Raw genomic sequence first — 24,133 nt, forward strand, 5'->3', positions numbered from 1 at the left:
GTACATAGTTACCGCACACGTCGAGTTGAAATGTGCCATGAGCCAATGCCCGTCATCGCCAATACAAGGGTTGACAGCCGACAGCTGTGGCATGGTTAATCGGCGGGCAAGTCGTCCGTACGCTGTTGTTCCCTCCAATAATCATTCTGGAGCTTCAGATGTCTGCGCCACACGATCATGTGTCCTCTGCTGTCTCGTCCTCGTTGTCTCTTGAAGCGCTGACGCAACTGCTTGAAACGATTTTTCTGCGCCACGGCACTTCCGCCGAAGTCGCCCGAGTGCTGGCCGCCAACTGCGCCGGCGCCGAGCGCGATGGTGCCCACAGCCATGGCGTGTTCCGCATACCCGGGTATGTCTCGACCCTGAACAGCGGCTGGGTCAACGGCCACGCGGTGCCGCAAGTCGAAGATGTCGCTTCCGGTTTTGTGCGTGTCGATGCCGGCAACGGTTTCGCCCAACCGGCACTGGCCGCCGCCCGGGCGTTGCTGGTGGAGAAGGCGCGTAGCGCCGGGATTGCCGTGTTGGCGATTCGCAACTCGCATCATTTCGCCGCGTTGTGGCCGGACGTCGAGCCATTTGCCGACGAAGGGCTGGTGGCGCTGAGCGTGGTCAACAGCATGACCTGCGTGGTGCCGCACGGCGCCGACCGGCCGCTGTTCGGCACCAATCCGATTGCGTTCGCCGCGCCACGGGTCGGCGCCGCGCCGATTGTCTTCGACCTGGCCACCAGCGCAATCGCCCATGGCGACGTGCAGATCGCTGCGCGCAAAGGCGAGCGGTTGCCCGCCGGAATGGGCGTGGACAGCCTTGGTCAGCCGACTCAGGATCCCAAGGCGATTCTCGAGGGCGGGGCGTTGCTGCCGTTCGGTGGGCATAAAGGTTCGGCGCTGTCGATGATGGTTGAGCTGCTGGCGGCTGCATTAACGGGAGGGAATTTTTCTTTCGAGTTCGATTGGGCCAATCATCCCGGGGCGAAAACGCCGTGGACCGGGCAATTGTTGATCGTCATCGACCCGAGCAAAGCCGCCGGGCAGAGTTTTGCCGAACGCAGTGGTGAGCTGGTGCGGCAGATGCACAGTGTCGGCCTCAAGCGGTTGCCGGGCGATCGCAGGCATTGGCAGCGCAGCAAGTCGCTGGCTGAGGGCATCGTGCTGGATGCACAGACGCTGGCGCAGTTGCGTGAGCTGGCGGGGGCGTGATCAAAGATCAAAAGCCCCTCACCCTAGCCCTCTCCCCGAGGGAGAGGGGACTGACCGTGGTGAATGGGGGAGGTGCGCTGACGTGAAAGATCGAGTTGAGCTCAGGTTCTGAAAGCCCGGAACTGGTTCAAAGCCGGTAAAAACACGCAGGCATAAAAAAGGCGAACCCAGTGGGTTCGCCTTTTTTGTGTGCCTTGACTCAGCGACGGCCGAGCAGCAAGCCAACCACCAGACCGAAACCGGCGGAGATCGCCACGGTCTGCCACGGATGACCGCCGATGTAGCTTTCGGTGGCATCAACCGCCGGTTTGGTGCGATCACGTACGCTCGACACCGAATCCAGCGCCTGTTGCAGTTTCAAGGCGATTTGTCCGCGCAGCGTTTCCGCTTCCTCGCCGACCAGTGAGGCGCTGCTCTTGAGCAGTTTGTCGGACTCTTGGATCAGAGCCTGAAGTTCGCTGAAGGCCTGATCCTTGATTTGATCTTCGGCGGCTTGCACGGCGGATTTGCGGGCCATTGGGTGACTCCTTGCAGTTGAATGGACAGTGATCAATGGAGTGTGGCGCTTGCTGAAAAGTTGCACTGAATTTAGGTCAGAAATAAAAACCTGCGCGGGAGATTTCCGTCGAGCGTGTAAGATGTCGCCATTTTACGCAGCAGGATAATTCCCCATGAGTTTCAATCTGGCCGACAAATCACTCGCAGAGCGCGCTGCGCTGGAAGACGAGAAATCCCGTCTGTTCGAACTCTGGCAGAACAATCTGGGCAAAGCCAAAGGCGAAGCCGCGCGTTTGTTCGGCGAGCGCGGCAAGCGCAAAGGCAAATGGGCCGAGTGGGTCCGCGCAGAACTGGACGGCATGTCGCCGCCGGAGTTCGCCAACATGGTGCGCAGTGAAGTCAATCGCTTGATGGCCGCGAACAAGTAACGCTTCAGGTGAACGTCGCGGCAATCGCTTCGCGGACTTTGACTACCACCGGATCGATCTGCGTGGTGGTACGCCAGCCCAGTTCGATCGGATAACGCGGCAGTTTCAGCGGGCAGGGCAGCAGCGCCAGGCCGCTAAGCTCAGCAATACTTTCGGCGGCATGCGTCGGAATCGTCGCCACCGCCCGACTGCCCTTGAGCAAATACGGCAGCGCGGCGAAATGCGTGGTCGACGCGCACACCCGTCGAGTCAGGCCCAGCGTCGCCAAGCCCTCATCGGTGATCCCGATAAAGCCGCCGGACGACACCAGGATGTGCTCGCGGTCGACAAACTCCTCAAGATCGATCTGCTGCTGACCGGGCGCAAGGCTCGCCGGATCGACCAGACATGCATAACCGCCTTCGCCCAACACCTGACGGCTGAGCAAGCGCTCGGCAAAGCCTCCGGCGGTAATCGCCAGATCGATGCTGCGCTCCATCAGCGCGCGGGCGACGATCTGGCTATGGGTCTGACGAAAGATCAGGCGCAACTTCGGAGCACTGCGGGCAATTTCCTCGATCAGGCGGCGACCGTAGGCAATTTCGAAATCATCCGACAGTCCTACGGTGACCGAGCGGCCGTCGTACTGGTTGGCCGCCGGGTCGACCATCGCCAGGCTTTGCCGGCACTTGTTCAGCGCTTCGCTGACCACCGGTTTCAATTGATTGGCCTTGAGCGTTGGCGCCAGGCCGCGCCCGGTACGCACGAACAATTGATCGCCGTAGACCTCGCGCAAGCGGCGCAGCGCCGCACTGACCGCCGATTGTGTCACCCCCAGTCGCAATGCTGCGCGGCTGGCGCTCGACTCTTCATGCAGGGCTTCCAAGACTTTCAGCAGGTTGAGGTCGACCGTGGCGATATTCATTTGGCTCATATCATTCAGCAGTGAGTGGGGCTTTATTCATGATCGCGTGGCGCCGCAGAATCGGCAACCACTGAACCTGATGGAGTTATCGCGATGGCCAAATCAATTGTTGCTGCGCTGCAAATCGGCGCTTTGCCCGAAGGCAAAAGCGCGACCCTGGAGCAGATTCTGAGTTGGGAGGGCGCGATCATCGAGGCTGGCGCGGCATTGGTGGTGATGCCGGAAGCGCTGTTGGGTGGTTATCCGAAAGGCGAGGGCTTCGGCACGCAATTGGGTTATCGCCTGCCCGAGGGGCGCGAAGCCTATGCCCGATATTTTGCCAATGCGATCGATGTGCCGGGTGCCGAAACGCAAGCGCTGGCCGGTCTGTCGGCGCGCACCGGGGCCAACCTGGTGATCGGCGTGATTGAACGGGCTGGCAGCACGTTGTATTGCACGGCGCTGTATTTCGACCCGCAGGCCGGACTTGTCGGCAAACACCGCAAACTGATGCCCACCGGCACCGAACGGCTGATCTGGGGCAAGGGCGACGGCTCGACCTTGCCCGTGTTCGACAGTCAGGTTGGCAAGCTCGGCGCGGTGGTGTGCTGGGAAAACATGATGCCTCTGCTGCGCACGGCGATGTACGCCAAAGGCATCGAAGTCTGGTGCGCGCCGACCGTCGACGAACGCGAGATGTGGCAGGTCAGCATGCGCCACATCGCTCATGAAGGCCGTTGCTTTGTGGTCAGCGCCTGTCAGGTGCAGGCGTCACCGAATGAACTGGGCGTGGAGATTGCCAACTGGCCGGCAGATCGCCCGTTGATTGCGGGGGGGAGCGTGATTGTCGGGCCGATGGGCGATGTGCTGGCCGGGCCGTTGCGGGGCGAGGCGGGGTTGCTCACGGCGCAAATTGACACCGATGAACTGGTGCGGGCGCGGTATGACTACGATGTGGTCGGGCACTACGCGCGGCCGGATGTGTTTGAGTTGAGTGTGGATGAGCGCGCCAAACCGGGTGTGCGATTCAACACATAACCCCAGTCTTATTGAGAACCTGTGGGAGCGAGCTTGCTCGCGAATGCGTCATCACATTCAACATTTTGGTTGACGGATATTCCGCTTTCGCGAGCAAGCTCGCTCCCACAGGAGTTAGTTACAAGCTTAAGTTTTGTGTTGTTGCAGCCATTCTTCCCGGGAAATTTCCCAGATTTCTCGTGGAAAACGCCCACCGACGAAATCATCTTCATCGGTCCGGATCAAGCGCATCCCGGCGCGCTCCGAGAGTTTGCGCGAGCCGGCATTCGGCGCCGCTTTCGGCACGCGCATCAGCGGGCGTTGAAGTACGTTGAACCAGTAATCGGTCACCGCTGCGCTCGCTTCGGTCATAAAGCCCTGACCTTGCCACGCCGGTGTCAGCCAGAATCCACGGTGGTTGTCAGTTTGATCCATCAGGCTGATGTTGCCGATCAACTGTTCGGGCGCGGACTTGCGGCGAATCGACCAGTGCCATTCGTTGCCCGCCGCCACGGCCGGCAAGGCAACATCGCGCAAATAGGTGAGGGCGCCGTCTTCGGGATACGGCCATGGCACCGCCGCGTTCAGATAACGCACCACATCCCAGTGGGGAAACAGTTGCTGCACGGCGTCGGCATCGGCCAGTTGCAACGGGTGCAGGATCAGTCGTTCGGTGTACAGCGTCGGTGTGTCTTCCATAAACCTGCAGCCTCCCTGAATGTCTTTGGGGAAAGAAGCAGGCTAACGCATTTTTACCAGGTCGCGGCAGTGGCCTTGGGCAGGCTGAGCTTGCCGCTGTCGACAAAACGCATGGTGCCAAACAGGCCGCCGGCGAGCTTGCCGCGCAGCACATAGGGCAGGTTGTCGAGGGTTTGCGTCTGGCTCAGGCCCAAGGTCTGGCGCAGTACCGAGAACGCCGAGATGCTGACCGGCACGCTGACAATGGTTTCGGAGAAGCGTGGGATCGAACCGCTCTGATCGCTGACACCCGAGGCCAGTGAATGACCGTTGACCTCCAGATCCAGCGCGATGCCGTTGTAGTCGATGGCCGTCTCATTGGGGTTCTGTACGCGAATCTTGATGGCGAAGCGCACTTCCAGATCCTGGCTTGGCAACGGTTCGAGGCCGACTACGTTGATGTTCACCGGATCACGGTTGGGGAATAGCGCACAGGCGCTGAGGGACAGCAGAAGCAGTGACAGAATGACGGCTTGAAAACGGCGCATAAACGGTCTCTCAACAAAAAAGGGCTGAACCGTCGCCGGCTCAGCCCTTTCTATTGAAGGCCAGACGTTAGCGGTTCAACTGTGCGACAGCCGCCGCTGGGGCAGGTTCACCTTTGGCCGGCATGTCCGGGTTTTCCATGACCTGAAGAATAGAAGCTTCCGGGTCGAAATCGTCTTCTTCCAGCTCAATGAATTCTTCCGGCAGGAAGATGTTCAGCACGATAGCGCACAACGCGCCGACAGTGATCGGTGATTCGAAGATGTTGCGCAGCGCTTGCGGCAGTTCGCGCAACACTTCCGGCACCGCCGCGATACCCAGGCCCATGCCCAGCGAAATCGCCACGATCAGCATGTTGCGCCGGTGCAGGCCGGCTTCGGCGAGGATCTTGATCCCGGCCACCGCCACAGTGCCGAACATCACCAGTTCGGCGCCGCCGAGTACCGGTTTCGGCATCAGTTGCAACACCGCGCCGATCATCGGGAACAGCCCCAGCAGCACCAGCAGACCGGCAATGAAGAAGGCCACGTAACGGCTGGCCACGCCGGTGAGCTGAATCACGCCGTTGTTCTGCGCGAAGGTCACCATTGGCATGCTGTTGAACACGGCGGCCATGGCCGAGTTGAGGCCGTCGGCGAGCAGGCCGGACTTGATCCGCCGGATGTACAGCGGGCCTTTGACCGGTTGCCGGGAAATCATCGAGTTGGCGGTCAGGTCACCCGCAGCCTCCAGCGGCGACACAAGGAAAATCACCGCCACTGGCACGAACGCCACCCAGTCGAAGTTGAAACCGTACTTGAACGGCACTGGCACGCTGACCAGCGGCACCTCTGGCATCGAGGCGAAATCCACGGTGCCCATCAGCCATGCGACTACGTAGCCGAGGGTCAGGCCGATGACAATCGCGCCCAGGCGCAGAAACGGCACATCAACGCGGTTCAACACAACGATGGTGCCGATCACCAGCGCCGCCAGAAACACATGGCTGGCTGCGCCCAGATCCGGCGCGCCGAAACCGCCGGCGATGTCGGTCATCGCCACTTTGATCAACGACAGCCCCATCAGCGTGATGATGGTGCCGGTGACCACCGGGGTAATCAGCATGCGCAGTTTGCCGATGAACTGGCTCAGCACCACCTCAATGAACGCGGCAAAAAAGCACACGCCGAAGATCGTCGAGAGGATTTCATCGGTGCCGCCACCGCGCGCCTTGACCATGAACCCGGCGCTGAGAATCACGCTGATAAAGGAAAAACTGGTGCCTTGCAGACACAACAACCCCGAACCGACCGGGCCGAAACGCTTGGCTTGCACAAAGGTGCCAAGCCCGGAAACGAACAGCGCCATGCTGATCAGGTAGGGAATTTCACTTTGCAGACCGAGGGCGCCGCCCATGATCAGGGTCGGGGTGATGATGCCGACGAAGCTGGCCAGCACGTGTTGCAGCGCGGCAAACACTGTGGCGGTCAGGTGCGGACGATCGTTGAGGCCGTAAATCAGGTCGTTGTTGCGCGGGGCTTTTTCAGAGGCGGTCATGGTGTTTTGCGCGCCGCGAGGCGGGGCCGGGTCAGAAAATGGAGGCGCAGAATGCCGGAAGAGGGCGGTAAGGGCAACGAGCAATAACTGCCTGAAAGGTCAGGTTTTATGGGTCGCTACGGCAAACGCCCGTGTAGGAGCTGTCGAGTGAAACGAGGCTGCGATCTTTTAAGATCAAAGGATCGTCCGATCGCGGCCCGAGCCTGCGGCAGCTCCTACACGAGATTGAATGCGCCCAGTAAATCCTCTTCAAAAGCTTTTTGCGCATCCCCCGGCACCTGCGCCCGATGCCGGGCCAGATGAAAGGCGACTTCGAAACTCAACTCGCCCTCACGGATCGGCTTCAGTAGGCCCTTCGCTTGCCAGCTCCGCGCATAGTGATCCGGCAGATACCCCACGTGTTTACCCGACAAAATGAAGGTCAGCGTGCCTTCCACCTGTTCCGAGCGCGCCGAGCAGACCTTGCCCTGAAACGGCTCGTCACTGCGAAAAAATCGATAGGGGTGATCGACTCGGTCGCAGGCCTGCAACGCGGCATCGCTGGGTGCGTCATCAGTGAACAAGGGATGGCCGGCAGCGCAGTACAAATGCTGGGTTTCGCTGAACAACTGGCGATAGTCGAAGGCACTTTGCACCTGCGAAAAATAGCCGATCGCCAAGTCCAACCGCTGTTGCAACAGCAGCCGCTCCATCTCGCCGGGCATGGCGCTGATCAGTTCGATGCGCACCGACTCATCACGCTCGCGAAAACGCCGGATCGCCGCCGCCACCCGTTGCAGCACCGACTGATCGACCGACTCGGAAATCCCTAGGCGCACTTCGCCGATCAAGCGCCCGGCGACGCCGTTGGATTGATGACGGAACGTTTCAATCGATTCAAACAGCGTGCGCACCGCGATCAGCAACTGCTCGCCCTTGGGCGTGACACTGAAACCGCCCTTGCCACGGCTGCACAGACGATAGCCGAGGCGAGTTTCGAGTTTAGCCATTTGCTGGCTGATGCTCGACTGGCTCAGGCCCAGATCACCCTGGGCTGCACTGAAACCCCCGCACTCGACCACCCGCACAAACAGGCGCAACAGTTGCAAATCCACGTCGTGGAGTTGACCCAACATCACATTACTCCTGGATAAAGTCAGGATAATTATTCGACAATTTTTCTAATGTATCCGACGGCGCATCCTGCAACCACTTCCTCTAGTCAGGTGTTCGTCATGGCTCCCGTGTTCAAGCTGTGTTTCCCCGCGCTTTTGTTGTCGGTGGCTGTTCAGGCTCAGGCCGAGGACAAGACACTCAATCTCTACAGCTGGGCCGATTACGTGCCACCGCAAACCCTGCAACGGTTTGAGCAGGAAACCGGTATTCATGTGCGTTACGACACCTTCGATACTTCCGAGGTGCTGGAAACCAAGTTGCTCACCGGCGGCAGTGGTTACGACGTGGTGGTGCCGTCGTCCAGCGTTCTGGCGCGGGGACTCGCGGCCGGCGCGTTGAAGGAAATCCCTCATGAGGGCCTCAAGGGCTACGCCAATCTTGATCCGGATTTGCTGGAGAAAATGGCCGCTGTCGACCCCGGCAATCGCTATGGCGTGCCGTACACCTGGGGCACGCTGGGTCTGGGCATGAACGTCGAGGCCGTGAAGCAGCGGCTGCCTGATGTGCCGCTGAACAGCCTCGATCTGCTGTTCAAACCGGAGAACGCCAGCAAGCTCAAGGACTGCGGCATCGCGATCCTCGATTCGCCGCAGGAGGTCATCGGTCTGGCCCTGCATTACTTGGGCAAGGATCCCTACAGCACCGACAAAAACGACCTGGCCGCCGCCGAGGCGTTGTTGCAGAAACTCCAGCCGTCGGTGCTCTATGTCGCCAGCGGCCGGCAGATCAATGACCTGGCCAGCGGCAACGTGTGCCTCGCGCTGACTTACAACGGCGACGCGAGCATGGCCGCTGATCAGGCGCACAAGGCCAATAAACCGTACGAAGTGGCCTACCGCATTCCCAAGGAAGGCACGCTGGTGTGGCAGGACAATCTGGCCATTCCCAAAGACGCGCCGCACCCCGAAGCCGCGCGGGCGTTCATCGAGTTCATGCTGCGCCCCGATTCCGTGGCCGAACTGACCAACACACTGTTTTTTGCCACCGCCAACCAGGCCGCCACGCCGTTGGTGGATGAGGCCGTGCGTAACGATCCCGACATCTATCCGCCGAGCGAAGTTCGCGCGCGGCTGTATGCCGATCGCAGCATGAGCCTCAAAGACATGCGCCAGCGCACGCGCTTGTGGACCACTTTCCGTAGTCATCAATAACCACAGGAGCCCCACGATGGATGTGCCCATGCAAAACGATCAGGCCATGACCCGCGACAGCCTCTATGGCACCGCCGCCGAAAGTACTTACGCCGGCATTACCAGTTTCATGCGTCGGCGCTACAGCCGTGACTTGCGCGGCGTCGATGTCGCGGTCAGCGGCGTGCCGTTCGACACCGCCACCAGCAACCGTCCCGGCGCCCGCTTCGGACCACGCGGGATTCGCGCCGCTTCCACCGGGATTGCCTGGGAACGCCACTGGCCGTGGACGTTTGACCCGTTCGATCATCTGGCGGTCATCGATTATGGCGACTGCGATTTCGATTTCGGCGCGCCAAACAGCATTCCGCAAACCATCGAAGCTCACGCCGAGCGCATTCTCAACGCTGGCAGCGCGATGCTGACGTTTGGAGGAGACCACTTCATCAGCTACCCGCTGCTCAAGGCCCATGCGCGCAAACATGGGACGTTGTCGCTGATTCACTTCGATGCGCACAGCGACACCTGGCCGGACGAAGAGGGCAAACGGGTCGATCATGGCACCATGTTCTGGCACGCCGCTCGGGAAGGGCTGGTGGATCCGGCAAGCTCGGTGCAGATCGGCTTGCGCACGACCAATGACGATCACATGGGGTTTCAGGTACTCGATGCGCGGCAGGTGCATCGACGTGGTTGCGACGCCATTGTCGAAGCCATCCGCGCGCGGGTTGGCGATAACCCGGTGTACCTGACGTTCGATATTGATTGCCTCGATCCGGCGTTTGCACCGGGCACCGGCACGCCGGTGTGCGGCGGCTTGAGCACCGCGCAAGCGCTGGAGATTCTTGGCGGTTTACGCGGCATCAATCTGGTCGGGATGGACGTAGTGGAAGTCGCCCCGGCTTACGATCACGCCGACGTCACCTCACTGGCCGCTGCCACACTGGCGATGGAAATGCTCTGCCTCTACGCCGCCCGCCACAAAGTCGATATTTGACGCAACACTGCGTCCCCCTGTGGGAGCGAGCTTGCTCGCGAAGGCGTCAGATCAGCCAACATCGTTGGCGACTGACCCGCCGCTTTCGCGAGCAAGCTCGCTCCCACATTTTCAGCCAAGGCTCCTGCCATTTTCTGACACCAGCCTCTGCTAAGCTCCGGAACCTTTTCCCTCCAGAGTCCGCCGATCGTGTCGCGTACCACTCGTCTTTTGACTTTGCTGCAAGTGCTGCGTGGCAAGAAGCGCCCGGTGACGGCGGCGACCCTGGCTGCCGAGCTGGAAGTGTCCGAGCGCACGCTTTATCGCGATATCGCGGAACTGACCGCCCTCGGCGCGCCGATCCATGGCGAAGCGGGGATCGGTTATGTGTTGCGCAGCGGCTTGTTTCTGCCGCCGCTGATGCTCAATGCCGACGAAACCGAAGCCATCGTCCTCGGTTTGCGTTACGTCGATCAGCGCGGTGACGAAGTCCTCGGCAAAGCCGCAGCGGATGCGCTGGCGAAAATTGCTGCCGTGCTCGATCCGCAGGCCCAGGAAGCGCTGCGCAATCCCACGGTGATGGCGGGCCCGCCGGGTTATGGTTTTCCGCAAAACGCCGTGCCGTTGAACGTGTTTCGCCATGCCATCCGCGACCAGGCCAAACTGCACATCGATTACGCCGACGCGCAACAGGTGGCCAGCCAGCGGTTGATCTGGCCCTTGGCGCTGGGCTTCCTCAATGAGGTGCGAATCATCGTTGCGTGGTGCGAATTGCGCAGCGCCTATCGTACGTTTCGCACCGACCGCATCAGCGCAGCCAGCCGCCAGGGCGAGGGTTATCCGGGACGGCGCAGCGATCTGTTGCGCACATGGCGCGAGCAGATGCAACTGGATGAAAGCGGACGTTTCACTCCTGACAAAAACTGACGCAACGCTGTTTTAGGATGGGCGCAGAACCAAACAAAAAGGAGCTGCAACCATGTCTCATCCCGTCTCTGCACTGGCCCCGGCGATTGCTGCGTATATCGATGCGGCCAACGCACGCGATACTTCCAGGGTCGCCAGTTTTTTTGCCGAGGATGCCAACGTGTTCGACGAGGGCCAACATCAGGTCGGCCCGCAAGCCATCGCGCAATGGATGCACGACACCGGGCAGCGCTATCAGCCACGGGTCGAAGTGCTGGACGTGCAGCAGCGCACCGGCAAAGTGCTGGTAAACGGGCTGATTTCCGGAACTTTCCCCGGCAGCCCGGCGCAACTGCGCTACACGTTTCGCTTGAACGAGCAGGGGAAAATCGCCCGACTGGATATTTCCCTGTAACCGTCGTGGCATACTGCCGCGCATGACTTTCGACTCTCCTCTCAGCGCCTGGCAACACGCCGTTCAACACAAGGGTTTCATCCAGGATGAAGCCCAGGAACACGCGGTCTGGGCGTTGCAAAAATGCCATGAAGCGCTGCACGCCGGGGCCGCTTCGGTCAGCGGCGTTTATTTGTGGGGGCCGGTCGGGCGCGGCAAGACCTGGCTGATGGATCAGTTCTATCAGAGCCTGCGGGTGCCGGCGCGACGCCAACACTTTCATCACTTCATGGGCTGGGTCCATCAGCGTTCATTCCAGTTGACCGGGATTGCCGATCCGTTGCGTGCGCTGGCCAGGGAGCTGGCGGTCGAGGTGCGGGTGCTGTGTTTCGATGAGTTATTCGTCAACGACATCGGTGACGCGATCATTCTTGGTCGGTTGTTTCAGGTGATGTTCGACGAAGGCGTGGTGATCGTCTGTACGTCCAATCTGCCGCCGGATGATCTTTACGCCGATGGCTTCAATCGCGACCGGTTTGTGCCGGCGATTGCCGCGATCAAGGCGCATATGCAGGTGGTTGCGGTGAATGGCGCCGAGGATCATCGCTTGCATCCGGGGGCAGGTCTGCAACGCTACTTTGTCGCCACGTCTGCGGTGAGTGCGCTAGAGGAAGTCTTTCAGGCATTGACCGCCGGCCAAGCAGCCAGCGCCGAACCGGTGGCGGTCGGGCATCGCCAGTTGAACGTGGTGCAGGCCAGTGAAACGGTGTTGTGGTGCCGCTACGCCGATCTCTGCGAGCAGCCGTTCGCCGCCATGGATTTCATCGCGCTGTGCGACCGCTACACGGCTATTCTGTTGAGCGAAGTACCCAATCTCAGCGCACAGAAACGCGAAGGGCGCATTGCGCGCGGCACTGAAGATGGCGCGCAGCGGGTAGTTGCGGGCGACCGTGAGTTGCCGCAATTGTCGGTTCACGACGACGGCGTGCGGCGTTTCATTGCGCTGGTCGACGAGTGCTACGACCGCAAGGTGCCGCTGTACATCGAAGCGCAAGTACCCATGGATGCGCTGTACACCGAGGGTTATCTGGAATTTCCGTTCCGCCGCACCCTCAGTCGCTTGCAGGAGATGCAGCTACAGCGTTTTGCCGAAGCTTGAATGGAAGAGGGCGCCGACATGAGCCAAGCGTTATCCCATCATTTGCTGACCATGGCCTACCAGAATGCCTGGGCCAATCATCGCCTGGCCAAGGCCTGGACGCAGCTGACTGCGACGGATCTGGCGGCGCCTCGGGTGAGTTTTTTTCCGAGCATTCGTCTGACCCTCAATCACATCCTCACCTGCGACTGGTTCTACGTCGATGCACTGGAGCGCGAGCTGCGCGGAGCTGAACCGCACCCCGATTGCTACGTGTTTTTCAACGTGGACGAGCCGTTTGCCGACGGCCCGCAACTGCGCGAAGAGCAGGCCCACGTTGATCGACGTCTGATCGCCTATTGCGAGCAACTGCGCGATGCCGATCTGACGCGCATCGTCACCATTGCCCGTGATAAGCCGCAGCACGACAGCCGCTTGCGCATGCTTTCGCACCTGTTCGAACATCAGATTCATCACCGTGGGCAGGTGCATGCGATGCTCAGCGATACCGTGGTGAAACCGCCGCAACTGGATGAGTTTTTCTGCGTCGGCGAGAGCAGTCTACGCGCCGAGGACTTTGCCGAACTGGGCTGGACCGAAGAGTTGATCTGGGGGCACTGACGGGTAAACAGCAAAAGTCTTTTGCATTTGTCGGTTGCCCGCCCGATCACCCCCGCGCTAATGTCAGGCAGCCTTTCAGTACGCACTTTGCGCGCCGGGGCTTTTGTGTTCGGGGATGGAAATGGATTCCGCAGAAATTCTTGTACTTCAGGCCAGCTACAGCAATCCAACGCACGCCGAGGCCATCGGTATCGTGCTCAACCACTATGCAGAAGACCCAATGGGCGGCGGTCATTCGCTCGACCCTGAGCTGCTGCGTCGGCTGCCCGAAGAACTGGCCCGGCGCCCGCATGCGTTCAGCGTGCTGGCCTTCGTCGGTGGTGAACCGGCGGGACTGGTGAACTGCTTTGAAGGGTTTTCCACGTTTGCCTGCAAGCCGCTGGTCAACGTCCATGACGTGGCGGTGGTGGGCCGGTTTCGCGGTCTCGGCCTGAGCCAGAAGATGCTGCAGAAAGTCGAGGAAATTTCTCGCCAGCGCGGTTGCTGCAAAATCACCCTCGAAGTGCTGGAAGGCAACGCCGTGGCGCAGAATGCCTACAGCAAGTTCGGCTTTGCGCCGGGCATGTTCGACCCGGATCACGGGCGTATGCTGTTCTGGATCAAGAATCTGCAAGCCTGAAAGCCTGAAAAGCCCCTCACCCTAACCCTCCCGAAACGTCGGACCGCCCAGAGGGAGAGGGGACTGACCGAGGTGTTTGGGCAAGATACGCCGACCTGAGACATCGAGCCGAACTCAGGTTTTGAAAAGCATGAAAATCGGCTCCCTTTCCCCCTCGCCCCTTTGGGGAGAGGGCTGGGGTGAGGGGTTGGATCTTGCTGACCCAACCCCATCTGCGAACTCGCGACAGCATAAGGTCGAACACCCCGCTCATTGCCCATAAAAAAGGCGCCCCAACCAGGGCGCCAAACTGTCTTCTTCCAGGCCAGAGCGGAGCCACGGAAGGTCCATCGGTTGCTCGGTCAATCTCAGTCGCGATACGACTCGGTCACTTGCGCCGTCTGATCGGCGGGAACGCGAATTTCCTTCGCGTTGGCGTCGCTCTTTTGCTCGCTCTGGGCGTGGTGAACCGGGAAATTGTCGTAGTAATAACGCATACGTTCAGCGCCGCCCTCGGCAAAAACGCTGGCAGAACCCAGGGCAAACAGCCCGGCAAGGATTGCGGTAGTGATTTTCATGGTGCCTCCTACTGAACAAGTGGGAGCCGTTCGTCCATGAAGCAGATCTCGGAAGAGAGTCTGGGAGGCCTGAATTAACGCGGAGTTAACGCCCGATCAGCGCAGGTTTTGCAGCATGTTGCGAGGCGATATCTGAGAGATGCGGCGCACATCAAACGAAGGTGCGCCGCGCCCGAAGAACGGGGATCAGAGCTTCCAGTCAAGACTCAGACCCGCAAGCGAATCTGCCGCCCCAGCACATCCATCACGTCACAGCCGTCACGCAACAACATCGCCGCCGCATGGGCCAGTTGCTGCACATCGGCACCCTTGGCCGACGAGATATCCAGGCTGGCCAGACTTTCCATCATCTGCGTCACCGCCAGAAAGCGACTGGCCGCGCTGCTGTGCAAGACATCCAGCGGTGCTTCGGTGGAGATCAGTAAAACCGGAATGCTGTCCTCGTTGTGGGTCATCGAAATGTGCGCACTCATGCCTCACCTCCGGCCTGCGCGGCGTGCAAGCCGGCCACGGAGGCCAGCACCAGTGCGCGGGCGGTGGCTAGCATTTGCTGACTGGCCCAGTGCAGGGAGCCGCTGTGTTCCGGGCGGGTGGCGGTCGGGGCTTGATGGGCGAGGGCTTCGGCGCAGTTGAGGTAGACGGAGGCGTGTTCGAGGGCGTCGAGGAGGGGGATGTCGGGTTGGACGGTGAAGAGGTGGTGGGCGACGTGGTCGCAGGGGGCGAAGGGGGTGGATATCGTGGTTGCTTGCGTCATAAGTGAGGTATCTCTTTCAGGATTGAAGAGAGCTGCCACGGAATCGCCGTCAAACGAATGGGTGGCAACTGTGCGCAGGTTGACGGACCGGTCCTCACAAACCCGGCGCATCCGAAGATGCCCCACACACAGTCACCATAAGCAATGAGCGGGCACACAAGTGCACGAGCAGAGAAAGGCTATGCGCGTAGTAAGGATGTCCAGGCCGTCAAACCCGATCACGAATGAGTCGTGACAGGCGCGAGGATAGGGAGTGAGGGCAGGGCAGTCAACCGCTGCAATCTGCCGGAGTTTGAAGGAATTCTTTGTAGGGGCAAGGCTACTGGCTTTGACAATCTGTCAGGTTCCTTCTGACAAAAGAGATCGCAGCCTGCAGCAGTTCCTACACTGAATCGCTTAGGAGTTACTGAAGGCTACGATCTTCGATCAGAAATGCAGATAACGTGGTCTGGCCCCGTTTAATTCGTTTAATTGCCGTAGACCAAGACCAGCCCTTCTTCAATTTTTGCTTTCAGCTCAAGTGGTTAGCTGTTAAGTAAGTGCCATTCTAGTCTGGCCCCTTTGAGTTCTCCGACAAAAAAGATCGAAACCTATGGTAAATCTCACACACTGTTAGTGTGGGATTTACCATGGGCTGGGAAGTTTCTATGAAAATACAGACGACATAGTCTGGCTCCGTTTGGTAATCAGTTATTCTTTGACGACTAGAAATGGTGCGATGTTTGGAAAAGGTACGAACTGGATATTAAGATACGGATTCATCATCTCTTCAGTAGTGGGATTTCGTCGATATGACACGTGATACCAACTGGTATTTTTTGGGCGATACAAGCGGGGGAGAGCAAGATCAAGAAAATAAGGAGGGGGCAATTTCCCGCCAACTTTCCCTGCCCACACAACAAAGTCCTCTTGAGTGCCAGGGTGAGGGGAATATAACAGAGTGTAGTGTTCTTGTATTACTGTGGCTTCAAGAGTTTTAGTTTCGCCTGCGTCGTCTTGCAACGTAATAATGGTTTTTCCTTTGCCCACAGCCTTGATATTGCCAACCCGATCAACTGTGGCGACGCTTTCATTTGCTGATTTGTATGTGTAAGGAGGAACTCCTTCTTTGGCTCCCCGGTATAAGGGACGTGAATAAGTATCTGCGATAATATCCCAGTCTGGACGGGCCCCTTCAAATGAAGCGGTATGGACTGTTAGTGTCACCGGACTATCATCCCAGACGAGAGGGGGTGCGGTCCTGACGTTATAAACACGCTCTTTGATTGTCGTCGCCTCCCGTTCGTCCACACTACCTCCCAGCCCTGTTTTGAATACCATTTTTAAGTCGCTGCCGTTCTTCAAACTTTTCAAATCGGCGAGCGGGAATGTGTGGGTATGAAAGCCTTGGCTGATCCACGTACTGTTGGTTTTCGAACCCGGTGGCTGCCAGAAAGTTTTTGCATACTCGCTGCCGTTCGTATCGTTGAGGGTGCCTGTCACACGCAGCCAGACATATTGCTCCAGAGCAATGAAAGGGTAGCTGTTTACTCGCATCGTTGCGTTAGTGGTCAGCGCGCTGATATCGAGCGTAGGGCCGTTACCGCTATCTGCAGCTTCGATGATCAATGGCATACCTAGTCTTGGATCGCCATCGGTGATCGGAAGCACGCCAAGAAGCAATTCATCCGAGCCCTGCGGTACTGAATTGCGGATCACGGTGTAAGTCACGCTCACCTGTTTGCCCAAATTGAACGGAACCACTGACCTGGACAATGTAACATCCTTGTCCGCCTGCTCGGTGATATCGACGGGGTCCGTTGTTGCGCTGCCCTGACCGGGCGTGCCATGCCAGGTCACGCGAACCTGGGTTCCGATCATGTTGTCATAGGCTGTCACGATGGCCGTCAGCGTGTCTTTTGCAGCAATCGGATCAAGAATGTCGTTGGGGGCTTCTTTGATTTTCGGCGGTTTAAGCACAGCTCGCGTGCCAACAACTGTCGCCGTGGCAGTTTCGGACTTGCCCACCGGATCTCCGTTAGCCGTGGACAATGCGTAAGTCACCGTCACGCTACTGCCGGCAATGACCTTGGCATTGGCCACGTTCAAAACACAGTGCTTTTTCTCTCCGATTTCATCTGTTTCTACGGTGCCTTCCACCTGCGCGTCAGCGACGGTTTGTCCTTCTATCCTGGCGATGTATTCAGCCTTGATCTTGTCGCCCAGATTGAAAGCGTCACTTCGGGTTGAGACAACCACCAGCAAATCATTGGTGGCCAGTTTCCCCAGGTCGATTTCTGTCGCCACATCCTCTGAGTCGTCGAGTATCTCCCGCAAAATCGGCTTGCCCAGCGTCACCCCGTCAACATCAACGTTCGCCCGGATAATCTTCGACCAACGCCGTTTATGCGCAGCGTTGAGCAGTTGATCAACCACGGTGTAAGAGAACGGGCAGTTGTCCTGGCTGCCCACCAGTTCGAACTGCTCACGATCGATCAGCGCTACAAACGATGCACCCACCTCGCCAGGTTTTACCGTGAAGTTGAAGCGCTCGTTGCCGATTTGCACCGTGACTTCGTCGTGGGCCTTCATGTGCGAATAAGCGAGGGTGAGAGGGACTTTGTTGTCGATCTTGTCCTTGTCGATGTTCGCCGGATCACCCCATTCGGCCGGCAGGCTGATGCCCAAACCCGGGTGCTCGCCACTGCCCGGTACATCATTGCCACCGGGCAATGTCGCGCTATAGAGCGCCCATAACTCGGTGGATTCGTCTTGATTGCCGGAATGCCTTTTCAGTTTGTACTGGATGACGTTGGTAACCCCGTCACGCAAGTCGGACTGGAACATATTGAAGGCGATGATTTCATTGCCGACTTCCTGAGGAAGGCCGATCTGCACGCTATTGAGCCAGAGGGTGATTTCTTCGTATTGATCGGGATCCAGCGGTGGATCGATCAACACCTGGACCGCCGCAGCGAACGTGCCGTTGTCGCGACGCACCTCCTTGAATATCCCCAGCGGCACCCCCTGCACCGGCACACCGGCGGGTGGCGTTTGATCGCTGATGACACCGTCGGTGGCCAAAGCGATTGTGGCAGGGTAGAGCGCTTGCGTCTCGTTGCTTGACCGAGTGATTGCCATGGGACACCTTCCTAGTGGCTGGCCAGAAGGAGTTCTGGCCGGGATCGGTTGATCAAACACCGGGGCGGGGAAGGCTGGCTACTGTCAACTCTGACAGGTGGCGACGAACGGTAGGGTGTAGCGGAGGTTAAAAAAAACTGGGGTTATACGTATCTGCGCCCATGAAAAAAGGGCCTTTCCAGGCCCCTTCGGTATTACTGCTCCACCGCGTCCGCGACGGTGGTACCGGGTTTCTTCGGCTTCATCAAACTGAAGTCGATCAGCGCACGCTGCTCGGTCTGGTACGGATCGCCGATCAGCAGAGGGCGAGCCTTGAAGCTGTCGCTGACCAGGCTCTTGCTGTGATCGAGTTCATCGAAGCTCAAACCGGCCAGGTCAGCCCAGGTGTGGATCAGATGCGAGCTGCTATACGGGCGATCGAGGTCGGCGGCGAAGTTCCAGTCGTGGTTGGCTTTCCACTTCGGCGACGCCCAGGCCATGAACGGGATGGTGTACATCGGCGCGGTCGGTTTGTTTTCGTTGCGGCCCAGAGTCTTGTGGCCCACTGAGTCGAACACGTCTTCACCGTGGTCCGAGAGGTACAGCAGGAAGCCGTTCGGATCGGATTTGGCGTAATCCTTGATCAGGCTCGACACCACGAAGTCGTTGTACAGCACGGCATTGTCGTAGCTGTTGTAGGTCGGGACCTGGTCGTCACGCACGCCGGCTGGCACGCCGGTGCGGTCCTGGAACTTGTCGAACGTCGGCGGATAGCGGTACTGATAGCTCATGTGCGTGCCGAGCAAATGCACAACGATCAGCTTGCGTGGCGCGGCGTCAGCCAACGCCTTGTTGAACGGCTCGATCACATCACCATCGTACTGCGCGGCGTTCTGATTGCGGTTGTTGTTCAGGTACACCTGCTCGTCGGCCTGTTCGGAGAACGTGGTGAGCATGGTGTTGCGCTTGGTCATGGTCTGCTGATTGGTGATCCAGAAGGTCTTGTAGCCGGCCTGTTTCATCATGCTGACCAGCGACGGCGTCGACAGGTACAGATCCGGATGCTCTTCGTCAGCGAAGGTCAGCACTTGCTGCAACGCTTCGATGGTATACGGACGCGGGGTGACGACGTTATCGAAGATCGCCAGTTGATCCTTGAGCTTGTCCAGTTCCGGCGTGGTGTTGCGCTGATAGCCATAAAGGCTCATGCGTTGACGGTTGGTCGATTCACCGATCACCAGCACCAGGGTCTTCGGCTGGTCGGCCGAGGCATCCTTGAGGTTTTTCAGCGGCGGGATCTTGCTCACGTTATGCAACATGCCCTGCATGTCGGCAAGGGTATCCAGATAACGGTGGTAGGCCACGGCCATCTGCCATGGCACCGCCGGTTCGATACGGGTTTCGAATTTCTCGAAGCCTTGGGCGAAGGTGCCCATGCGCAGGGTTTGCTTGACCAGTGGGTAGCCGACCACCGCGATCACGATCGCCGTCGCCGCTACCAGCGCACGGCCACGGGGCATGTACACCGGGCGCAGGCGGGTCCACAGGAAATACGCGAACGCGGTATGGGCAAGGAATGCCACCACCATCCACCAGGCAAAGTACTGGGTCATGTACTCGCCGGCTTCAGAGATGTTCGACTCGAACATGATGAAGATGACGCTTTGCGAGAATTCCTGCTGATAAATGAAGAAATAGCCAAGACTGGCCATCGAGCAGGCCCACAACACCACGCCGATCACGGCAGCGAGCAGTTTGGTGCGTTTGGGGAAGAGCAGCATGGGCGCCAGCCACAGCGCGCTCATAAAGAACGCCTGACGGAATCCGCTGAAGCCGGAGGTGCCGGTCAGCTGGATCAGCAGTTGGGTGATACCCGAGAAGTACCAGAAGAATACAAACAGCCAGATAAAACCGGCCCAGTCGAAACCTGTCGCAGTCGTTTTGCTGCGTTTGAACAATGCCATTCGGCGCTCCAGCTCACTCGTTACAACCACCGCCGGAACATCCATGAAGCCGACGAACGGAGGCCGTACGCGCAGGTACGGCCAGAATGGGGCGGAGTATTACGAAGAGAATGTGAAAAGTTTGTGAGTTGCCGCTTTGCTCTATAGAGAGGCGGGCAGCGATGGATCATGTCGGGAACAGCGGTGGCCGTTCCCGAAACAGGCGGGGATCAGGCGTGGGGGTGACGCTGAACGACCGGCAAAGGTTGCGGCTGCACACCTTGGGTCAACAGGCGCAGCTGCGCCAGCTCCTGTTTCAACTGGTCGCGTTCGTCTTTCAACTGGCGCAATTCATCGCGACGGATTGTCACGTACAGGGTTTGTGGCGGCATTGCTGTGTGTACTGTGCCCATTGCTCACCTCGCAAATGGCGTGCATCAACTGTAGGTCGTCCCCGCTTTGGGGTACTGACTTACTATCGGCGCCGATTTTGATTTCTTTTGCCTGTGAATGGAACTTTTTTATTTTTCATGGTCGGTGTGTCTTCGGCAGGATTCGGGGCGTTATCAGTCTGGATCGGGCACAATGCCCGGAAACTTCATCGCAACGCTCTGGACTAACCTCCATCAGTCGCGTTGGGCTATAACCAATGACACACATTTATTTGTAGTAAGGAGCATCAGCACATGCAACTCGGGATTATTGGACTGGGCCGCATGGGCGGCAATATTGCGCGACGTCTGATGCTCAACGGTCACACCACCGTTGTTTACGACCGCAATACCGCTTTCATCGAGAACCTGGTCGCCGAGGGCTCCACCGGCGTCGCCGACTTGCCGGCAATGGTTGCCGGCCTGGCCAAACCGCGTGCGGTCTGGGTCATGTTGCCGGCCGGCGCGCCGACCGAAGACACCATCAACACCCTGAGCACTTTGCTCGAAGCCGGCGATACCATCATCGACGGCGGCAACACCAACTATAAGGATGATATTCGCCGGGCCAAAACTCTGGCCGAGAAAGGCCTGCACTACATCGACGTCGGTACCTCCGGCGGCGTCTGGGGCCTGGAGCGTGGCTATTGCATGATGATCGGCGGTGACGCCGAAACCGTGCAGCGCCTCGACCCGCTGTTCGCTGCTCTGGCGCCGGGCATGGGTGATATCCCGCGCACCAAGGATCGCAAGTCCGACGACCACCGCGCCGAACACGGCTACATCCACGCCGGTCCCGCCGGTGCCGGGCACTTCGTGAAGATGATTCACAACGGTATCGAGTACGGCATGATGGCCGCGTTCGCCGAGGGCTTCGACATCCTCAAGACCAAGTCCAGTGAGCGCCTGCCGGAAGATCAGCGTTTCGACCTCAATGTGGCCGACATCGCTGAAGTGTGGCGCCGTGGCAGCGTGGTGTCGTCGTGGTTGCTCGACCTGACCGCCGATGCACTGGCCAGCGATCCGAAGCTCGACGGCTTCTCCGGTTCGGTTGCCGACAGCGGTGAAGGTCAATGGACCATCGAAGCGGCCATGGAACAAGCGGTGCCGGTACCGGTGCTGTCGAACTCGCTGTTCTCGCGCTACCGCTCGCGCGGTCAGGGCACCTTTGGCGACAAGATTCTTTCGGCCCAGCGCTTCGGCTTCGGCGGCCACGTGGAGACACCGAAGAAATGACCCATACGATCCGCAGAAAATCCAAGGCAGAACCCGCACCACCGACCACGCTGTTTTTGTTCGGTGCCCACGGTGACCTGGTCAAGCGCTTGCTGATGCCGGCGCTGTACAACCTCAGTCGCGACGGCTTGCTTGACGACAATCTGCGGATCGTCGGCGTTGACCACAACGCCATTACCGATGAGGCCTTCGCGCAGAAGCTCGAAGATTTCATCCGCACCGAAGTGGCGGCGAAGGTCGGCAAGGGCGATCAGATGCTTGATCCGGCTTTGTGGGCCAAGCTCGCCAAAGGTATCAGCTACGTCCAGGGCGACTTCCTGGACGACAGCACTTATTCCGCGCTGGCGGCGAAAATCGCCGACAGCGGCACTGGCAATGCGGTGTTCTACCTGGCCACCGCGCCGCGTTTCTTCAGTGAAGTGGTGCGCCGTCTCGGCGCGGCCAAATTGCTCGAAGAAACTCCCGAAGCGTTCAGAAGGGTGGTGATCGAGAAGCCGTTCGGCTGCGATCTGCAAACCGCCGAAGCGTTGAACGCCTGTTTGCTCAAGGTGATGTCCGAGAAGCAGATCTATCGGATCGACCATTATCTGGGCAAGGAAACCGTGCAGAACATTCTGGTCAGCCGGTTCTCCAACAGCCTGTTCGAAGCCTTCTGGAACAATCACTACATCGACCACGTGCAGATCACCGCCGCTGAAACCGTCGGCGTCGAAACCCGTGGCAGTTTTTACGAACACACCGGCGCCCTGCGTGACATGGTGCCCAATCACCTGTTCCAGTTGCTGGCCATGGTCGCCATGGAACCGCCGGCCGCGTTTGGCGCCGACGCGGTGCGCGGCGAGAAAGCCAAGGTTGTGGGGGCAATTCGTCCGTGGACCACTGAAGAGGCGCGGGCCAACTCGGTGCGCGGTCAGTACAGCGCCGGTGAGGTCGACGGCAAGCCGCTGAGCGGTTATCGCCAGGAGCCCAACGTCTCGCCTGACAGCAACACCGAAACCTACGTGGCGCTGAAGGTGATGATCGACAACTGGCGCTGGGTCGGCGTGCCGTTCTACCTGCGCACCGGCAAACGCATGAGCGTGCGCGACACCGAGATCGTCATCTGCTTCAAACCGGCGCCGTACGCGCAGTTCCGTGACACCGAAGTCGACGAATTACAGCCGACTTACCTGCGCATCCAGATCCAGCCCAACGAAGGCATGTGGTTCGACCTGCTGGCCAAACGGCCGGGGCCGGCGTTGAACATGGCCAACATCGAGCTGGGTTTTGCCTACAAAGACTTTTTCGAGATGCAGCCGTCGACCGGGTACGAAACCCTGATCTATGACTGCCTGACCGGCGATCAGACTTTATTCCAGCGCGCCGACAACATTGAAAACGGCTGGCGTGCCGTGCAGCCGTTCCTCGACGCCTGGCAGCAGGATGCGAGCGTGCAGACTTATGCCGCTGGTGAGGACGGCCCGCAGGCTGCTGAAGACCTGCTGACTCGCGATGGCCGCGTCTGGCATGGCCTCGGATGAGTGACTTTCCGCAACAACCTATCCGTTTTCTGCTCAGTGACATGGACGGCACGCTGCTGCTGCCCGACCACACGCTGAGCCAGCGCACCATCGAAGCAGTGCGTTCGTTGCGTGAGGCCGGCGTGTTGTTCAGTCTCGCCACCGGTCGACCGCCGAAAGCCATGTTGCAGCAGATCGAAGCCTTGGGTGTCGATTTGCCGACGGCGGCGTTCAACGGCGGCACTATCGTCAATCCTGACGGCAGTCTTTTGGTCGCGCATTACCTGCCGGCCAGCACCGCGCTGATTGCGCTGGCCACGTTTGCTGATCAGCCGGAAGTCGAGATCTGGGTGTTCAGCGGCGGCGACTGGCTGCTCAAGGATCCGCACGGGCCAATGGTGCCGCGCGAGCAGCATGGCCTCGGTTATCCGCCGGTGGTGGTGGAGAGTTTCGAGCCGTATCTTGAGCGCATCGACAAGATCGTCGCGACCAGTAACAACACTGAGCTGTTGATCGAATTGGAGGCGCGCCTGTTGCCCAAGGTCAATGGCATGGCGCAAGTGTCGCGTTCGCAACCGGTGTATCTCGACGTCACGGCGCTGGAAGCCAACAAAGGCACCGCGCTGGCGACGCTGGCCGAACATCTCGGTATTCCATTGGCGCAGACAGCGGCCATCGGCGATGGCGGCAACGACCCGGCGATGTTCCATTGTGCAGGCTTTTCGATAGCCATGGCCCAGGCGGAGGACGCCGTAAAGCGCCAAGCCGACGTGGTCACCGCGCCGAACACTGAAGACGGCGTGGCGCAAGCGATCGAGAAATACATCCTCCCTCGCTGAAAGCACGCAAAACCAAATGTAGGAGTGAGCCTGCTCGCGATAGCAATGTAT

General features: G+C 59.3%; 25 protein-coding genes. 13 read left to right on the forward strand and 12 right to left on the reverse strand.

Features of this window, described 5'->3' with window-relative positions:
• Positions 1–158: 158 nt before the first annotated feature.
• A complete protein-coding gene (locus CLU80_RS27965; RefSeq protein WP_099759067.1) occupies positions 159–1,199 on the forward strand; it encodes an Ldh family oxidoreductase in 1,041 nt (346 codons plus the stop codon).
• Between the two features lie 199 nt (positions 1,200–1,398).
• Here the strand turns inward: CLU80_RS27965 and CLU80_RS27970 are convergent, their stop codons facing one another.
• The gene (locus CLU80_RS27970) at positions 1,399–1,716 is read right to left on the reverse strand and encodes an ElaB/YgaM/YqjD family protein (protein WP_007917413.1); all 318 of its coding nucleotides are present in this window, start codon (positions 1,714–1,716) and stop codon (positions 1,399–1,401) included.
• 154 nt (positions 1,717–1,870) lie between these two features.
• On the opposite strand from CLU80_RS27970, the gene CLU80_RS27975 reads away from it, so the two are divergent.
• A complete protein-coding gene (locus tag CLU80_RS27975) occupies positions 1,871–2,125 on the forward strand; it encodes a hypothetical protein (RefSeq protein WP_007917411.1) in 255 nt (84 codons plus the stop codon).
• 4 nt (positions 2,126–2,129) lie between these two features.
• Here the strand turns inward: CLU80_RS27975 and CLU80_RS27980 are convergent, their stop codons facing one another.
• A complete protein-coding gene (locus CLU80_RS27980) occupies positions 2,130–3,038 on the reverse strand; it encodes a LysR family transcriptional regulator (protein WP_099759068.1) in 909 nt (302 codons plus the stop codon).
• Between the two features lie 84 nt (positions 3,039–3,122).
• Between CLU80_RS27980 and CLU80_RS27985 the strand changes: the two genes are divergently transcribed.
• Positions 3,123–4,046: a carbon-nitrogen hydrolase family protein gene (locus CLU80_RS27985; protein WP_093432863.1), complete on the forward strand. Its 924-nt coding sequence runs from the start codon at positions 3,123–3,125 to the stop codon at positions 4,044–4,046.
• A 126-nt stretch (positions 4,047–4,172) separates the two neighbouring features.
• Here the strand turns inward: CLU80_RS27985 and CLU80_RS27990 are convergent, their stop codons facing one another.
• The 4 genes from CLU80_RS27990 to CLU80_RS28005 form a co-directional block, all read right to left on the reverse strand.
• Positions 4,173–4,724, reverse strand: a complete 552-nt coding sequence (locus CLU80_RS27990; RefSeq protein WP_099759069.1) for a GNAT family N-acetyltransferase — start codon at positions 4,722–4,724, stop codon at positions 4,173–4,175.
• A 53-nt stretch (positions 4,725–4,777) separates the two neighbouring features.
• Positions 4,778–5,251 carry an LEA/WHy family protein gene (locus CLU80_RS27995; protein ID WP_093432857.1) on the reverse strand — a complete coding sequence of 158 codons (474 nt, stop codon included), beginning with the start codon at positions 5,249–5,251 and terminating at the stop codon, positions 4,778–4,780.
• A 67-nt stretch (positions 5,252–5,318) separates the two neighbouring features.
• Entirely contained in the window at positions 5,319–6,785 is a 1,467-nt protein-coding gene (locus CLU80_RS28000; protein ID WP_034156004.1) for a nucleobase:cation symporter-2 family protein, read from the reverse strand.
• A gap of 215 nt (positions 6,786–7,000) precedes the next feature.
• Positions 7,001–7,900 (reverse strand): LysR family transcriptional regulator, encoded by a 900-nt coding sequence (locus CLU80_RS28005; RefSeq protein WP_093432854.1) that lies wholly within the window; start codon positions 7,898–7,900, stop codon positions 7,001–7,003.
• A 99-nt stretch (positions 7,901–7,999) separates the two neighbouring features.
• Between CLU80_RS28005 and CLU80_RS28010 the strand changes: the two genes are divergently transcribed.
• The 7 genes from CLU80_RS28010 (at position 8,000) to CLU80_RS28045 (ending at position 13,724) form a co-directional block, all read left to right on the forward strand.
• Positions 8,000–9,091: a polyamine ABC transporter substrate-binding protein gene (locus tag CLU80_RS28010; RefSeq protein ID WP_099759070.1), complete on the forward strand. Its 1,092-nt coding sequence runs from the start codon at positions 8,000–8,002 to the stop codon at positions 9,089–9,091.
• Positions 9,092–9,107: 16 nt separating this feature from the next.
• Complete coding sequence (gene speB / locus CLU80_RS28015) at positions 9,108–10,067, forward strand: agmatinase (RefSeq protein WP_099759071.1); 960 nt, start codon at positions 9,108–9,110, stop codon at positions 10,065–10,067.
• A 189-nt stretch (positions 10,068–10,256) separates the two neighbouring features.
• On the forward strand, positions 10,257–10,973 hold the full coding sequence (locus CLU80_RS28025) for a helix-turn-helix transcriptional regulator (protein ID WP_099759072.1): 717 nt from the start codon (positions 10,257–10,259) through the stop codon (positions 10,971–10,973).
• A 52-nt stretch (positions 10,974–11,025) separates the two neighbouring features.
• Positions 11,026–11,367, forward strand: a complete 342-nt coding sequence (locus CLU80_RS28030; RefSeq protein ID WP_099759073.1) for a nuclear transport factor 2 family protein — start codon at positions 11,026–11,028, stop codon at positions 11,365–11,367.
• Positions 11,368–11,389: 22 nt separating this feature from the next.
• Positions 11,390–12,505 carry a cell division protein ZapE gene (zapE, locus tag CLU80_RS28035; protein WP_099759074.1) on the forward strand — a complete coding sequence of 372 codons (1,116 nt, stop codon included), beginning with the start codon at positions 11,390–11,392 and terminating at the stop codon, positions 12,503–12,505.
• Positions 12,506–12,523: 18 nt separating this feature from the next.
• The gene (locus CLU80_RS28040) at positions 12,524–13,105 is read left to right on the forward strand and encodes a DinB family protein (RefSeq protein ID WP_099759423.1); all 582 of its coding nucleotides are present in this window, start codon (positions 12,524–12,526) and stop codon (positions 13,103–13,105) included.
• 121 nt (positions 13,106–13,226) lie between these two features.
• Positions 13,227–13,724, forward strand: a complete 498-nt coding sequence (locus CLU80_RS28045; RefSeq protein ID WP_093432839.1) for a GNAT family N-acetyltransferase — start codon at positions 13,227–13,229, stop codon at positions 13,722–13,724.
• Positions 13,725–14,071: 347 nt separating this feature from the next.
• Here the strand turns inward: CLU80_RS28045 and CLU80_RS28050 are convergent, their stop codons facing one another.
• The 6 genes from CLU80_RS28050 to CLU80_RS28075 all read right to left on the reverse strand — a co-directional run bounded on the left by CLU80_RS28050 (position 14,072) and on the right by CLU80_RS28075 (position 20,490).
• Positions 14,072–14,281, reverse strand: coding sequence for a hypothetical protein (locus CLU80_RS28050; RefSeq protein ID WP_038363062.1), 210 nt, complete (start codon positions 14,279–14,281; stop codon positions 14,072–14,074).
• A 206-nt stretch (positions 14,282–14,487) separates the two neighbouring features.
• On the reverse strand, positions 14,488–14,754 hold the full coding sequence (locus CLU80_RS28055) for a short-chain dehydrogenase (RefSeq protein ID WP_099759075.1): 267 nt from the start codon (positions 14,752–14,754) through the stop codon (positions 14,488–14,490).
• The gene (locus CLU80_RS28060) at positions 14,751–15,035 is read right to left on the reverse strand and encodes a DUF3077 domain-containing protein (protein ID WP_099759076.1); all 285 of its coding nucleotides are present in this window, start codon (positions 15,033–15,035) and stop codon (positions 14,751–14,753) included. The genes CLU80_RS28055 and CLU80_RS28060 overlap by 4 nt, the downstream gene beginning before the upstream one ends.
• A 690-nt stretch (positions 15,036–15,725) precedes the next feature.
• The gene (locus CLU80_RS28065) at positions 15,726–18,155 is read right to left on the reverse strand and encodes an immunoglobulin-like domain-containing protein (RefSeq protein ID WP_099759077.1); all 2,430 of its coding nucleotides are present in this window, start codon (positions 18,153–18,155) and stop codon (positions 15,726–15,728) included.
• A gap of 194 nt (positions 18,156–18,349) precedes the next feature.
• Complete coding sequence (locus CLU80_RS28070; RefSeq protein ID WP_099759078.1) at positions 18,350–20,098, reverse strand: phosphoethanolamine transferase CptA; 1,749 nt, start codon at positions 20,096–20,098, stop codon at positions 18,350–18,352.
• 209 nt (positions 20,099–20,307) lie between these two features.
• Positions 20,308–20,490 carry a DUF6026 family protein gene (locus tag CLU80_RS28075; protein WP_007914840.1) on the reverse strand — a complete coding sequence of 61 codons (183 nt, stop codon included), beginning with the start codon at positions 20,488–20,490 and terminating at the stop codon, positions 20,308–20,310.
• 273 nt (positions 20,491–20,763) lie between these two features.
• On the opposite strand from CLU80_RS28075, the gene gnd reads away from it, so the two are divergent.
• Genes gnd through CLU80_RS28090 form a run of 3 tightly spaced genes read left to right on the forward strand, consistent with a single transcriptional unit; the run spans position 20,764 to position 24,082 of the window.
• A complete protein-coding gene (gene gnd / locus CLU80_RS28080; RefSeq protein ID WP_095048853.1) occupies positions 20,764–21,744 on the forward strand; it encodes a phosphogluconate dehydrogenase (NAD(+)-dependent, decarboxylating) in 981 nt (326 codons plus the stop codon).
• Positions 21,741–23,264: a glucose-6-phosphate dehydrogenase gene (gene zwf / locus CLU80_RS28085; RefSeq protein ID WP_099759079.1), complete on the forward strand. Its 1,524-nt coding sequence runs from the start codon at positions 21,741–21,743 to the stop codon at positions 23,262–23,264. The genes gnd and zwf overlap by 4 nt, the downstream gene beginning before the upstream one ends.
• On the forward strand, positions 23,261–24,082 hold the full coding sequence (locus tag CLU80_RS28090; protein ID WP_099759080.1) for an HAD family hydrolase: 822 nt from the start codon (positions 23,261–23,263) through the stop codon (positions 24,080–24,082). Before zwf ends, CLU80_RS28090 begins: the two co-directional genes overlap by 4 nt.
• The last annotated feature ends 51 nt before the right edge of the window (positions 24,083–24,133 follow it).

This window comes from Pseudomonas sp. 29 (genome assembly GCF_002754355.1).
GTDB lineage: Bacteria > Pseudomonadota > Gammaproteobacteria > Pseudomonadales > Pseudomonadaceae > Aquipseudomonas > Aquipseudomonas neuropathica.